This is a genomic window from Limnoraphis robusta CS-951 (assembly GCF_000972705.2).
On record NZ_LATL02000254.1, the window covers coordinates 1 to 13,415 of the forward strand.

Consider the following 13,415-nt stretch of genomic DNA (forward strand, 5'->3'; position numbering starts at 1 on the left):
GTCTGTCGCTGAACGTTAACGGAAGGATTGGGGATGGGTGTCGGTGTTGATCTAGGGCTACCAATCGCTTGCGGTTGGGGAAGTTGTACGGTCCACTCACTGGGAGAAACACCTCGAAACTGTACCATCTGCGGATCGAGGGTATATCCATCGGCGAGTTCGACGACGATACGAGCGGTTTGATCATCAAACTGACCCAGACGAATTTCTCGAATGGCTCCCCCAACAGACTGCTTACGAGTCACGTTTCCCAATGTGGTCCCGGGTAAATCGATCACTAAACGAGTTGGGTTGGAGAGTAGAGAAGCCGTAGGTTGTACTCCACCTTGAGTCGTAAAGGAGAGTCGATTCTCGGAAGTCTCAAATCGCCAGAATTGCAGTTGAGCTGCTTCACCTGGAGAGACGAGTAAAAATAGACTGACTAAACTGGGGAATATCCAGCGCAGCAATAGTGTTTTTCCCATGCGTAACACAGTGAGGAAGTCGAGCGAACCTTAAGCTATCGGTACTTAGCCATAGGCTAGAGAATCATAGCACAGATTATGCCCTATGACGGAGGTGTTCTGTTGAGGATAGCCTGGGTGGAAAATAAATCTGTATCAATTGAATCTCCTGATCCTCTATCGAAATCGTATGCTGAAGGGTAGACTTGTAAGAATAACACAAGTTCCTCAAGATAGATATCTGAACTCGATCAATATCTGCATTGAGCAATGATTGCTTGACTGTTCGATCAATGATTTGTTTTTACCCTACGGCTAGTTCTAGGGAAAATCAGCAGAGTCGAGCAAATTTTTTTCTAGAGATTGTTGGGTCGATTGTAGAAGGAGGTCAAGTTGAGTGTCAATCCTAAGCCGAGATTAACAAATCGATTTGAGTTTTGTGGTCAAACAAAACCACTCCCACCTCAAACCGAAGAGACGTTCTATTATTTTGCTTATGGTTCCTGTATGTGTCCGGTAGACTTACAGCGTACTATGGGAGAATCAACTTATCAATATGTGATTGGCCCGGCGATTCTTTCAGGATATCGACTTGGTTTTTATCGGCGATCGCAGCGTCGAAATTGTGGGGCGCTTGATGTGGTTAAAGATTCTAATTCTTATGTGGAAGGGGTTCTTTATCAGCTTCCTTGGCGGATGAGTCCTTTACTAGATGAACGCGAAGAAGTTCGTTTTGATATTGATCAAGGAGTTCACGTTGGGGGCTATCAACCTGAACTGATAGAAGTTGATTGTTCGGGTCAATTATACAGCAATGTTCGCACCTATACGGTGATTCATAAGTTACCGGAAGAACTCGCTCCAAATGATTGGTATTTTAACGTAGTTCTACGCGGTGCGGTGACTTGTGGACTGACTCCCGAATATTGCTGGAAATTGTTTGAACATATGCACAAACTCCAAGAACAGCAATTTAAAATTCAATCTCCTTGGTTACGTTCGGCCTAAATTAGCCACTGTAAAAATTGTAGAGATGTTGTATGGAATGTCTCTACATAACTATTCCAATCTATCAAAAGAAACTGACCCCACATTTTTTTCAACATAGGCTAATTATAAATTGGGGAGTTGCCATTGTTGCGGTTGAAATTCACTTAAAGAATTAAGAATTTGATCCGCTTCGAGATAGAGTTGTTTATCCATATCAGCCGCCGGAACTGCTACTACAGACATTCCTGCTGCTTTAGCCGCCGTTACTCCCGCTAACGCATCTTCAAAGACTAAACAATTTTCGGGTTTTGCGCCTAAACGTTGGGCGGCGATTAAGAAAATATCGGGTGCTGGTTTGCCTTGTTTGAGTTCGGGATCATCACCTTGAATGACACATTGAAAAATGGAAAACCATTGCTGATAACTTTGGATTTTTGCCGCATAAGGACGACTGCTGGAACTGGTGGCAATGGCTTGTGGAATGTGATGAGCGGCTAAATGTTGGGTGAGTTCTACTGCACCTTCTAAGGGTGGAACATTTGCATAATATTGATAAATTATAGCATCTTTTTCGGCTAAATACGCTTCAACTGTTAAGGGAATTTCCAGCATTTCAATAATTAGTTTTGCCGAATCATGGGATTTTCGTCCCCGCAATTTACACATTAAAGAAGGATCAATAAATTTATCATAGCGACTTGCTAGCATTTGGTTAACTTTCGCATGAAGGGGTTCTGTGTCTAACAGTAAACCATCTAAATCGTAAATGAGATGCGTAATTTTTGGAAAGGTTTTCATTGATAAAAGCACTGAGAACTAAAGGGTGATTTGACGGAAATCTGTTGGTTTATCTCTCTTCTCCTTCAATCTAGTCAAACCCGGAACATTAGACTAAATTTTAGGAACTTTTACAGAGTTTAGAGCCTTTTCTCTATTCTCCCTGATTTGAGGACTTTAGACAAGCCTGAAGGGTGGGAATGAAGTCTTCTAAACTCGGAGTGGGATAATTTAGGTGTTTGGCTTGATCATCCCAAATTCGCAGTTTAACAGCATCATTAGCGTAGGGATGATTAATAAATTTGGTTGCTTCCTCCGGCGACAAAATCCCGCCTTGCAGGTTTAAACTGTGTTGAGAAGCAGGGGATAATGTTAAAAAATACTGAGAATTTGCTGCACAAAGATAACGTTTAGCTGCCACATGAAGACGAATGGGTTCGGTGATGGCTGAACTAAATAATAAGCTTAAAAAAGGTAAGGCACAATATTCATGGCGATCATCAATTCCTCGGGTTGCAGCATCTTCTCCCCAGTCATGAATGAGATGTCCGAAGTCATGCAATAAACAAGCGGTTATCAGTTCAGGAGAAGCATCATTTGACTGTGCTAAAGCCGCACATTGTAAGGCGTGTTCGAGTTGGCTAACGGCTTCTTCACCATATTGGGTATTGCCGCGAGTTTGGAGAATTTCTATAATTTCATTAATGCTCGGTTTCATCATAAATTGAAATGAATAAATTTAGCTAAATTGAATTACAACAACCAAGATTTTAAACAAGTCCAAGTCCAGTCGGGATATTTGTGATAAAATCGTAATTCCCATTGTGTTGATGCTTGAGGATCAATGATTTTTTTGGCGAGTTTTTTGAGGGAATCATGGTGTTGGGGTTGAAAGTTATAGGCAAAACTAACATGAAGCCATTCTTTTAGTCGAATCTTTTCCTCAATGGGTTGACTGTTCATGATTTCGGCAAAGTGAGCAATCAGATGTTTTAAACCCGATGCTTTTAATTCTAAACCATGCCAGTTTGGTTTGAACATCATCTGGACAATTTTTATGTCTAGAGAGATATCTTGAGATTGATGATAGGCTTTGTCTAGAGTATTTAAGTAGTGATGAATGGTTGTTTGATCGGCGTTAAAAAAACCTGTTAGGGAACAATGAGGCATATAGTGATGGGCAGTATTTTCTCCACAGAGTTCTTTACTTTTTTGGAAATAGAGGTTAATTTGTTGACCGAGTTCGCCCACTGGACAAGCATAGATAATAAATTGTTCAGCGTTCATCATTTCTTGTTTATTTTGATTTTAAGCTATTATGCAACTCGTTTACCTTTACGAATTACCGAAGTAATTCTGGGAACAACTCCATCATCGTGAACGGTGATTAAATCCGCTTGTTTCCCCACTTCTAAACTGCCTCTTTCGTGAAACAAATTAATAGCTTTGGCGGGGTTACTCGTAACTAAACGTAGGGCTTCATAAATCGGTTTTCCGAGCTTGTTCGCAATAATAAAAATAGATTGTAGCAGACTATGAGGCACATAATCAGAGGAGAGAATATCAACGAGATCTTTTTGAATGAGTTCCATTGCTGAAATATTACCGGAATGGGAACCGCCTAACACTAAATTAGGCGAACCCATTAACACTTTTAAACCAGATTGATGAGCAGTTTTCGCTGCATCTAATGTTGTTGGAAATTCGGCTATTTCAGCGCCATTTTCAACCGCTTCTTGAATATGTTCAACGGTTGCATCGTCGTGAGTTGCTAGAGAAATATTTTTTTCTTGGGTGAGTTTGGTAATCGATTTTCGGTTTTTATCGGCATATTTCTGTTGCAAATCCCGACGCATTTTGACAAAATTTTCCATCTCTTGGGCTGAAAATCCATATTTTCCCATATAATATTCAGTGTATCTTTTCACATCTACAAATTGTCGCTGACCGGGCGTATGATCCATCACAGAAATGAGGGAAAGTAACGGATGATCACTATATTCACTGGCTACATCACACACCTGTTCATAGGAGAGTTCACAGCGTAAATGAAGGCGATGATCGGCGGTAAATCTTCCGGCTTTTTGTCCTTCTAAAATAATATCAATCATCGGCCTAAAATGGCTCATGCGGTTGGAACCGGGTTTAATATCTCCAACTCCAATGGCATCACAAACTGTTGTAATTCCTGCGCTAATTAAATCGCGATCATGGTAGGTTGCAGCCGCTTCTAACGGCCATTTAACACTCGGTCGAGGAGACATACATTTTTCTAGATTATCAGTATGTAGCTCAATTAATCCGGGCATTAAATAGTCTCCGTTACCATTTTTGCCAATATTTACGATTCCCGGTTGAATGTCTGCAATTTTGCCATCACGAACGACTAAAGTTCCTCTTAATTCTTGGTCGGGAAGTTGTAGACGATAATTGGTGTAGACTTGTTCATTCATGGTTGCTTAATTGTCAGTTAATCTAAACTTAATCGAGATTTTTGCTCATCAAACCTTCATATTGTAACGAAAATTCTGCTAAAATTCTAAAGGAGTTTCAAAGAATTATCGGGACATTGACTCAATGATTGTACACGTCGTTTTGTTTAAGTGGAAAGAAGACACGACTCCAGAAGCGATCGCATCGACGATGGAGGGACTAAAAGAATTGAAAGCTAAAATTCCGGGTATTATTGACTTATCCTGTGGTGAAAATTTCTCTGAACGTTCTCAGGGGTTTCAGCATGGATTAGTGGTCAAATTCACAGATAAATCTGCTTTAGAAGCTTATACACCGCATCCCGAACATCAAGCGGTTGTGCAGAATTTAATTAAGCCTATTTTAGCAGATATTCTGGCGGTTGATTATGAAGTTTAATCGGTGAAACATTAATCACTAAATGTCAATTCTCGCGTACAAAGCTGATTTTTGACTTCTTCATCGTGAAATATTCCAATTAAAGCACAACCTTTTGCTTGACGTTCTTTTAACAGTTGAATTACGGCTTGAGAGTTGCTTTCATCTAAAGCAGATGTCGGTTCGTCTAAGAGTAAAATGGGATAATCTACCGATAACGCCCGAGCGATATTCACCCGTTGTTTTTCTCCTCCTGAAAAAGTAGTCGGAGATAAACTCCAAAGTCGTTCGGGTAAATTCAGGTGAATAAATAGCTGCTGAATTTTTTCATAAGCGGTGTCTTGATTTTCCCCTAATTCTAACAAAGGTTCAGCCGCAATTTCTAACGCTGGAACCCGAGGAATAACCCGTAAAAATTGACTCACATAACCGATTGTTGTCTGTCTAATTTCGATGATTTCATGGGGTTCAAGTTGGGTTAAATCGACCCAATTTTTGTTATGTTTGATCCAAATTGAACCGCTATCAACTCGGTAATTTCCGTAAAGCGATCGCATAAAAGTAGATTTTCCTGATCCCGATTTTCCAGATAAAGCTACTCCTTCTCCTTTGTTAACTTGGAGAGAAACCATCTTTAAAACCGATAGCTGTATCCCCCCTTGATTGTGTAAAGTAAAGCCTTTAGAAATGTTCTCCGCTTTTAAGAGAGTAGAATGATCAAAGTTGGAAATAGAATGAAGTTTTTGTGGTTTTAATTGCATTTTTAGATGAAATTGCTGAATGTTTGCTATAGGAAATTCTGTAGGGGCGGATTCCATATTTATGAATATTTCCGACAAACCACCTAAATAAACTCGCCCCCTGAATTGCTAAGGCGTTAGAGTCGCACTAACTAACTGTTGGGTGTAGGGATGTTGCGGATCATCTAACACTTGATCAGTTAATCCACGCTCAACAATCTTACCATTTTTCATTACAAATAACCGATGAGCGAGTAACCGCACAACTCCAATATCGTGAGTCACTAAAATAACACTTAAATTCAGATTTCTCACCAAACAACGTAATAAATCTAACAGCCTTGCTTGTACAGAAACATCTAATCCGCCTGTGGGTTCATCCATTAATATTAAACGGGGTTTTGTCACTAAAACTCTGGCAATTTGAAGCCGTTGCTGCATTCCCCCAGAAAAGGTTGTCGGAAGTTCATCTATCCAACGACAGTCAATTTCAACCTGTTGTAACCACTCCCCAACTTCTTGGCGAATTTTGCCATAATTTCGCACACCAATGTCCATTAAACGTTCACCAATATTCGCCCCTGCTGTAACATTCATGCGTAAACCATCCCGAGGATTTTGTTGTACAAATCCCCATTCTGTTCGCATTAATTGACGAAGGTAGGATTCAGAAATTTGTTGAAAGTTCAGCCATTCTTCTTGGCGGTTTAGATAAGAAACTTTTCCTGAATCAATGGGTAAATATCCAGCAAGGGCTTTGAGTAAAGTTGATTTTCCTGAACCGGATTCTCCGACTATTCCTAACACTTGACCTGGATAAAGATCGAATGAAATATTATGACAAGCTTGAGTTGAACCGTAATATTTATTTAGGTTTTTCACAGTTAGCAAGGGTTTATTTTTGTTCATACAGTATCTCTATTTAAAATCAGGGGTAGGGCGGGTTTAGTAAGGTTGCTTGAGGGAAGGATAAATCTATGTGAACCCGCCCCTACAATGCGTGTTTTTTCAGAGTTGCTAGATACAATTTGATCAACATTAATTCATTTATTTATTGAGATTTTTGGGATAAAATAGCTTTAATTCGAGCGTAGGAAGCTTCTACCTCTTCGGGTTTAGGTTCAGTTTTTTGCCAACTGTCTCGTAACATTAAGCGTTCACACCAAGCTTTGAGTTTAGGATACTCATCTAAAGAAACATTCAAATATTTTAACGAGGGGATAACAGTCCCAACCGCAATATCAGCCAGCGTCATTTGTTCACCAACTAAATAAGGATTGTCACCTAAATAGTTTTGATAAAAATTGAAAATGGTTGCAATTTTTTGCTCAACTGCTTCTAACGGTTGGTTGGGGTCAGCAGGTAAACCCACCACCTGTTTTAAGAGAGGTAAAGTTGTCGGTAAAAGTTCATTAACTGTCACCAATTCTAACATTCGCATAATTCCAATCGCTTTAGCGTCTTGGGGGGTAAAACTCGGGGTGGGATATTTTGCTTCTAAATAGTCTAAAATAGCGAGAGATTCAATTAAGGGAAAATCATCATCAACGAGAGTCGGGATATGATGAAATGGATTTAATTTTAAAAACTCTGGATCAAATTGATCGCCTTGTAAGCTGAGAATAATTTCTTCAAATTCAACTTGCTTTTCTAACAGCATTACCCAAACTCGACGGCTGTTAAAGGAGAGGGGAGTATGATAAAGTTTTAACATGATTAAAAACCTCTTTGTAGTTTGTCGGTTAAATTATACCTTTTTTTGATGTTGCTGCTGACAATAATCACTATCTGAACAGACCCACATTCTTGTTCCTTGGTCATCCATGATCACTTCATCTAGATAACTCTCTTTTGAACCACAAATTTCACAGACTTTATCCCATTTTCCCACAGAAAACGGATGATCTTCAAAGTCTAAACTCTTCACCTGAGTATAGGGAGGAATAGCATAAATTCGCTTTTCTCGCCCCGCCCCAAACAGTTGTAAAGCCGGACAATTATGCAGTTTAGGATTATCAAATCGAGGAATTGGACTCGGACTCATTAAATAGTGATGATGAACCATTACGGGGTAATCATAGGAGGTAGAAATATAACCATATTTGGTAATATCTTCATAGAGTTTAACGTACATTGAACCGTATTCTTGCAAAGCGTGCATTTTTTGAGTTTGAACTTCTGAGGGTTCCAACCAACGCAAAGGTTCAGGAATCGGAACTTGATAAACCATTATTTGACCTTCTTTTAAGGGCGTTTCAGGGATGCGATGTCGAGTTTGAATGAGAGTGGCGTCGGATGTTTTTTCGGTCGTTTTAACATCACAAACTTTAGCGAAAAAACGTCGAATATTAACGGCATTTGTCGTATCATCTGAACCTTGATCAATCACTTTTAATACATCATTTTTACCGATAACGGATGCAGTCACTTGAATTCCTCCCGTTCCCCAACCGTAAGACATCGGCATTTCTTTAGAAGAAAAGGGAATTTGATGACCTGGAATGGCAACCGCTTTTAAAATGGTTCGACGAATTGAACGTTTAGTTTGTTCGTCTAGATAGGCAAAGTTAAAGCCTTCGTAAGATGTCTTTTCAGAATCAGAAATCATGTTAATTTTACTTCAAAAAACTAGAATAATTATGAATGGGGTTGAGAGGTTAACGGGGATGAATTTTGAGGAGATGAAGCAGAGGGTATATTTTTGGGTACAGAATGATTGATTAAATTAGGGTCGGAAACTGAGGAAGAATTACCCTGAGTTTGTTCTTGTCGCATCTGTCTAACTAAATTTAACTCAGCCTGAAAATCGACATAATGGGGTAATTTTAAATGCTGCACAAATCCCTGAGCTTGAACATTATCAGAATGATACAAAACAAACTCCTCCTCCTGGGCTGGCCCTTGAATTTCTTCTCCAAATTCTTTAGCTCTCATCGCTCTATCAACCAACGCCATTGACATCGCTTTTCGTTCATTATACCCCAAGGTTAATCCATATCCGCGTGTAAATTGAGGTGACATTTCTTGACTTCCTGAGAACTGATTCACCATTTGAACTTCTGTTACTGTAATGTCAGCAATTGCCACTTCAAATCCTAACTCTTCTGGAGAAATAATTACTTCAACTTCTCCCATCCGAATTTCTCCCGCAAAGGGATGATTTCGACCATATCCTCGTTGTGTAGAATAGGCTAAACTCAGCAAAAATCCCTCATCTGCACGAGCCAAATTTTGCAGTCGTTCATCTCTTCCTGCGGGGAATTTTAACGCTTCCTGAGTGATGTCAAAGGGTTGATTTTCTTCGGGCGGTTCGGCTTGAATTAATCCTTCTTTTCCTAACAAATCTAATACAGCAGTAACTTCTTCTTTTTTTGGAGTTGCTGTTGGTGCAGGGGGAATGTTTCCTTCGGCTGCTAACTTAAAATCTAACAATCGATGAATATAATCAAAACTCGGCCCTAACTGTTGTCCACCGGGAATATCTTTGAAAATTGAAGAAATTCGCCGTTGAATTTGCATTTGATTTGTATCTAACGGTTTGCTGTGGTAAAATCTAGGTAAGGTTGTCCGATAAGCTCTAATTAAAAAGATCGCTTCTACTAAATCTCCCCAAGCTTGTTTAATCGCTAAAGCTGCTAAATCGGGGTCATATAAACTGCCTTCACACATCACTCGGTTAACTGCTAAAGCGAGTTGTTGTTTAATTTGTTCTATCGTTAATTCGGGTGTATTTGCATCCCCTCGTCGCAATGCTTTTAACAAGGCTTCTGCATTTTCTATCGCTTGCTGACCACCTTTAACGGCTACATAAGGCATTTGATGAACTCCTGATTTTTATGGATTTTCAATGCTTAATGTTGTTGTTCTGGGTAAACCGATAACGGTATTTTCACCCAAGAAAAACACATCTATCCCTAAAGGATAACTGCGATTAATTTCTAACCATCCTTGTCTAAATGTCGAAGATAAGGGGAGTTTTATCACTCTTTTTTCGGAAATTCCCGGCCCCTCTAATCGCACTGATTCCCTGTTTTCTAACGGTTCAACTTGAATCAATAAAGTTGTCGAAAGTTCCGGTTGTTCAGCAGTTCCCCAATTAAAATTAGAGAAGGCTGGTAGAAGACAAAGCTTTTGAATCATCGCAAAATTTGCGGCTTTCGGATGCTCGGTAAAATGACAACCCGTATGAAATTTTAACCAGCTTTTTACTTCTGGTTCAAAATCTGAACTCAGCCAAACAGTTGTCTCTAAATCGAGTAAAGTTAAGCAAGCCGCAGCACAAGCTAATGTTAATCCAGGGGGAGGAGTGAGTTGAACAAAAATCTCTTGAGTTCTTCCGGGAAAAGATAAAGCATCCAGGAGAGCGCGAAAGGTGATTTGAGCATCGTGTATTGGGTCTTTTAATCCCGGAAATTGTGTGATTTCCATAAAAAGTTTAAAACAAACTAATTTTTTTTGATGTGTTAAAATCTGATTGTTTAATCAATAATAACTTTATTCCCCTCTTGCTAAAGTAAAGAAATTAACTTGAGTTGCTGCGGCTTGAGACTGTTTAACTTGTTGTTGACGAATGGCTTCAGCTTGTAGAGGTTCTATGACGATTTTTTGAACCCGTTCAGACCAGTCAGGATGCTGCATCAAACCATCACCCAAAGCCGCTAATTCCGCATGAAGATGAGAGCGCCCCGCTACATAACCAAATCCTGTTATCATCGGTTGATGATTAAGTTTAATCACACATCGAGTTAATGTCATTTCTCCCAGGTTAAAGACTTGTCCTGTACCTCCGGCTCTGCCTCTAACAAGGGTTAAACCGATTTCGGGCGGACGCAAGAAACTGTATTCTGGCAGAGGTTCCAGGGCTTTGATTTTTTCCTGCAACTGCAAAGGCGAAGCTTTGGCTAAAATTGCCATCCAAGCCTGTCGTTCGACAAGATTTGACATAATAATACTTGAGGATTATTCAACTTAACTAAAATTCATCTAGACAATTCAACACGCTAGTCACAAAGTACCTAACTTTGTCAAAATTGACAAGGTTTACCATCGACATTGCATCTCGAATGAACCGTGATACCATGCCTGTATACGCTCAAATCGCCCATGAGTTGCGACAAAATATCAATCAGGGGACTTATCAGGTTGGAGACAAATTACCAACCGAAAATCAGTTGAGCGAACGTTTTCGAGTCAACCGTCATACTGTACGACGGGCGATTGCTTTGCTCAAAAGTGAAGGGCTGTTGCGTGTTGATCAAGGTCGGGGTACCTTTGTAGCAGGAATACCGATTCGATACCCCGTTGGAAAACGAGTTCGTTACAATGCTGCGATGAAGGCTCAGGGCTTAGAAATGAGCTTTCAACTGTTGCGAGCGATTGAGATTCCTGCTAATTCATCGGTGGCGAGTCATCTAGAACTTTCCCCTGGAGATGGAGTCGTATTAATCGAACGTTTGAGCTTTGTTGATGACCAACCGATTAGCATTTCTACGGGTCATTTTCCACTGCATCGCTTCCCAAATATTTTATCTTACCAACATAAAATGTGGTCGATTTCCCAGCTTCTCAGAGAGGTCTATGGCTGCGATCATCTTCGACGTTGTACTCGGGTTTCTGCTCGGGTTGTTCGACCTCAAGATGCCAGTTTACTCAGATTACCACTCAATCACCCCATCCTGTTAACTGAGTCTATTAATGTTGATCAAGATGATCGTATTATAGAATATGGTATCACCCGATTTCGGGGCGATCGCATGGAATTAGTGTTTGAGCCAGAATAGTCAAACGGTCTCAATTTTTAGGGAAAAAATTTGTTGCAAAGTGCAGCTATATTTTAGCTGTATCTTGTCCGCAACTTCTTTTTAAATTTTAACAAAAATCTAAACCAAGCTTGAGCAGGTTTATCATAAAATGTAAAAATATCACCGTAGGCTACTCTCGAATTGAGATGATGTTCCCAATGTCTTTCAGGAGTTGTAATCCATAAGATGTGGCAAATTTTTTTAACAGAGTTTGGCGTTTCCCATTTTTCGAGAGAAACGTGTCTCCACTCCACATGGCATTCTGCCAAAATCAATCCTAAAATTGTTCCGATTGGTGAGATGATTCCTAATATCGGAATAAACATCAAATAGGGAAATGCGCCAAAAAATCCAGTGATCAAAGCAGAAGGTTTCTTCGTCAAAATAGCATAACGGACAAAACTGCGGTTCGGACTATGGTGAACCACAGCATGAAATCTACCAAAAATATGTTCAGGGACGTGATAGCAAAACGTTGAAATGAAGTCTCCTAACAGCATGAGTAGAAGAGCAACGCAGAAAATTTTGAGAAAAACCACAATAAACTCCTCACCATAGGCAAAAGGCAAAAGGCAAAAGGCAAAAGGCAAAAGGCAAAAGGCAAACTATTGTTGACCTTAATCAATCTAGGTTAAACTCAATTAATTTTTGGGTTAAATTTCGTTTAATTTTTTGATGAAATTTTCTAAACCCTTCTCAGCTTTAGCTGATCTGAAATTGAAAAAAAAGCAACAGCGTAGGGGCGGGTTCCCCAGTTCCCCATCTCCCCCCGATCATCTGTAGCAAACACCTCTGTCTTTGATATTAGACCCTGATACAATATTCACTGATTTTAGACTAACCAGTTTCGCAGTTTAGACGAGATAAAATCTATCGTTGATGTTGCCACAATTAAAATGATTAAAATCGCGCAAACTTTTTGATATTGAAACGCTTGAAAACTCTGATAAAGTGATACCCCAATTCCTCCCGCACCGACAATTCCCAGCACCGAAGCTGCACGAACATTCGACTCAAACCGATACAAAATATATGAAGTCCACAAGGGCATCACTTGGGGAAGTATACCAAATAAAATCTCTTGAATTTTTTCAGCGCCTGTCGCCCGAATTCCTTCGACTGGCCCCGGATCTATCGACTCTACCACTTCTGAAAATAACTTTCCTAATGTGCCTGTCGTACTCACAAACAACGCTAATACTCCCGCAAACGGCCCTAAACCAACAGCCACTACAAATATTAGCGCAAATACGATTTCGTTAATCGCTCGCATCGCATCTAATATCCGACGAATTGGCTGTACTATCCAAACCGGAAAAATATTTTCTGAGCCTAATAATGAGAGCGGAATTGCTGCAATTGCTGCCATTAACGTTCCCCAAATTCCCATCGAAATGGTGATAATCGTATCTTCTAAATATAATCGCCAATCCGAAAAATCCGGGGGAAAATAAGATCGAGTATATTCAACCATATTACCGCTATTTTGCAACAAAACCGGGAAATTCAATTCACTTTGAATCCCTGTTAAAATGAGTATACCAATTGCTCCGAGCAAAAAGAAAATACGGTTATTTGTCACCCGTTTTTTTTCTTGATCAAGCATTTCTAACACGGCTGGAGATGCCAACAATTCAACAGATGAAGAGGTAGATGGCCAATTATTATGATTATTTTTCATGTTCAAAAAATTCAGAGATTGAATATACAAAAAATGAACGTTTCTCTCCCTCTCTCACCCCCGTGACCCCGAACATTTGCCAGAGCCGTTTCGCTCGTCGGTAAACATTTGCTTAGAACCTCTCCCCCAACCC

The 13,415-nt window shown here is 39.9% G+C and carries 17 protein-coding genes; 3 read left to right on the plus strand and 14 right to left on the minus strand.

The annotated features are described in order from the left end of the window. Positions 1-464: AMIN domain-containing protein (locus WN50_RS21600; protein ID WP_152964893.1), on the minus strand; the 464-nt coding region annotated here is incomplete at its 3' end. A gap of 372 nt (positions 465-836) precedes the next feature. Here WN50_RS21600 and WN50_RS21605 point away from each other — a divergent pair. Beyond that, positions 837-1,451, plus strand: coding sequence for a gamma-glutamylcyclotransferase (locus tag WN50_RS21605; RefSeq protein WP_046280129.1), 615 nt, complete (start codon positions 837-839; stop codon positions 1,449-1,451). Positions 1,452-1,556: 105 nt separating this feature from the next. Here the strand turns inward: WN50_RS21605 and WN50_RS21610 are convergent, their stop codons facing one another. From WN50_RS21610 to phnM, 4 genes are all read right to left on the minus strand, one after another. Then, entirely contained in the window at positions 1,557-2,231 is a 675-nt protein-coding gene (locus WN50_RS21610) for an HAD-IA family hydrolase (RefSeq protein WP_046280130.1), read from the minus strand. 133 nt (positions 2,232-2,364) lie between these two features. Further along, on the minus strand, positions 2,365-2,931 hold the full coding sequence (locus tag WN50_RS21615) for a phosphonate degradation HD-domain oxygenase (RefSeq protein WP_235441068.1): 567 nt from the start codon (positions 2,929-2,931) through the stop codon (positions 2,365-2,367). A 32-nt stretch (positions 2,932-2,963) separates the two neighbouring features. Then, positions 2,964-3,500 (minus strand): hypothetical protein, encoded by a 537-nt coding sequence (locus WN50_RS21620; protein ID WP_046280132.1) that lies wholly within the window; start codon positions 3,498-3,500, stop codon positions 2,964-2,966. 26 nt (positions 3,501-3,526) lie between these two features. Continuing rightward, the gene (phnM, locus tag WN50_RS21625) at positions 3,527-4,663 is read right to left on the minus strand and encodes a phosphonate metabolism protein PhnM (RefSeq protein WP_046280133.1); all 1,137 of its coding nucleotides are present in this window, start codon (positions 4,661-4,663) and stop codon (positions 3,527-3,529) included. Positions 4,664-4,787: 124 nt separating this feature from the next. Between phnM and WN50_RS21630 the strand changes: the two genes are divergently transcribed. Beyond that, entirely contained in the window at positions 4,788-5,081 is a 294-nt protein-coding gene (locus WN50_RS21630) for a Dabb family protein (protein WP_046280134.1), read from the plus strand. 11 nt (positions 5,082-5,092) lie between these two features. On the opposite strand, the gene phnL is transcribed toward WN50_RS21630, so the two are convergent. The 7 genes from phnL to phnG all read right to left on the minus strand — a co-directional run bounded on the left by phnL (position 5,093) and on the right by phnG (position 10,744). After that, a complete protein-coding gene (gene phnL, locus WN50_RS21635; protein WP_046280137.1) occupies positions 5,093-5,821 on the minus strand; it encodes a phosphonate C-P lyase system protein PhnL in 729 nt (242 codons plus the stop codon). Between the two features lie 108 nt (positions 5,822-5,929). Beyond that, entirely contained in the window at positions 5,930-6,709 is a 780-nt protein-coding gene (phnK, locus tag WN50_RS21640) for a phosphonate C-P lyase system protein PhnK (RefSeq protein WP_046280135.1), read from the minus strand. A 142-nt stretch (positions 6,710-6,851) separates the two neighbouring features. After that, positions 6,852-7,514 (minus strand): glutathione S-transferase family protein, encoded by a 663-nt coding sequence (locus tag WN50_RS21645; RefSeq protein WP_046278422.1) that lies wholly within the window; start codon positions 7,512-7,514, stop codon positions 6,852-6,854. A 33-nt stretch (positions 7,515-7,547) separates the two neighbouring features. Then, positions 7,548-8,408 carry an alpha-D-ribose 1-methylphosphonate 5-phosphate C-P-lyase PhnJ gene (locus WN50_RS21650; protein WP_046278423.1) on the minus strand — a complete coding sequence of 287 codons (861 nt, stop codon included), beginning with the start codon at positions 8,406-8,408 and terminating at the stop codon, positions 7,548-7,550. Positions 8,409-8,437: 29 nt separating this feature from the next. Beyond that, positions 8,438-9,616 carry a carbon-phosphorus lyase complex subunit gene (locus WN50_RS21655; RefSeq protein WP_046278424.1) on the minus strand — a complete coding sequence of 393 codons (1,179 nt, stop codon included), beginning with the start codon at positions 9,614-9,616 and terminating at the stop codon, positions 8,438-8,440. An 18-nt stretch (positions 9,617-9,634) separates the two neighbouring features. Beyond that, a complete protein-coding gene (gene phnH, locus WN50_RS21660; protein WP_046278425.1) occupies positions 9,635-10,228 on the minus strand; it encodes a phosphonate C-P lyase system protein PhnH in 594 nt (197 codons plus the stop codon). Positions 10,229-10,294: 66 nt separating this feature from the next. Further along, positions 10,295-10,744, minus strand: a complete 450-nt coding sequence (gene phnG, locus WN50_RS21665; RefSeq protein ID WP_046278426.1) for a phosphonate C-P lyase system protein PhnG — start codon at positions 10,742-10,744, stop codon at positions 10,295-10,297. A gap of 119 nt (positions 10,745-10,863) precedes the next feature. Here phnG and phnF point away from each other — a divergent pair, with 119 nt between their 5' ends. Then, positions 10,864-11,580, plus strand: coding sequence for a phosphonate metabolism transcriptional regulator PhnF (gene phnF / locus WN50_RS21670; protein ID WP_046278427.1), 717 nt, complete (start codon positions 10,864-10,866; stop codon positions 11,578-11,580). 53 nt (positions 11,581-11,633) lie between these two features. On the opposite strand, the gene WN50_RS21675 is transcribed toward phnF, so the two are convergent. Beyond that, entirely contained in the window at positions 11,634-12,140 is a 507-nt protein-coding gene (locus WN50_RS21675; RefSeq protein WP_152964895.1) for a sterol desaturase family protein, read from the minus strand. A 293-nt stretch (positions 12,141-12,433) separates the two neighbouring features. Next, entirely contained in the window at positions 12,434-13,282 is an 849-nt protein-coding gene (gene phnE / locus WN50_RS21680; RefSeq protein ID WP_200906335.1) for a phosphonate ABC transporter, permease protein PhnE, read from the minus strand. Between the last annotated feature and the right edge of the window lie 133 nt (positions 13,283-13,415).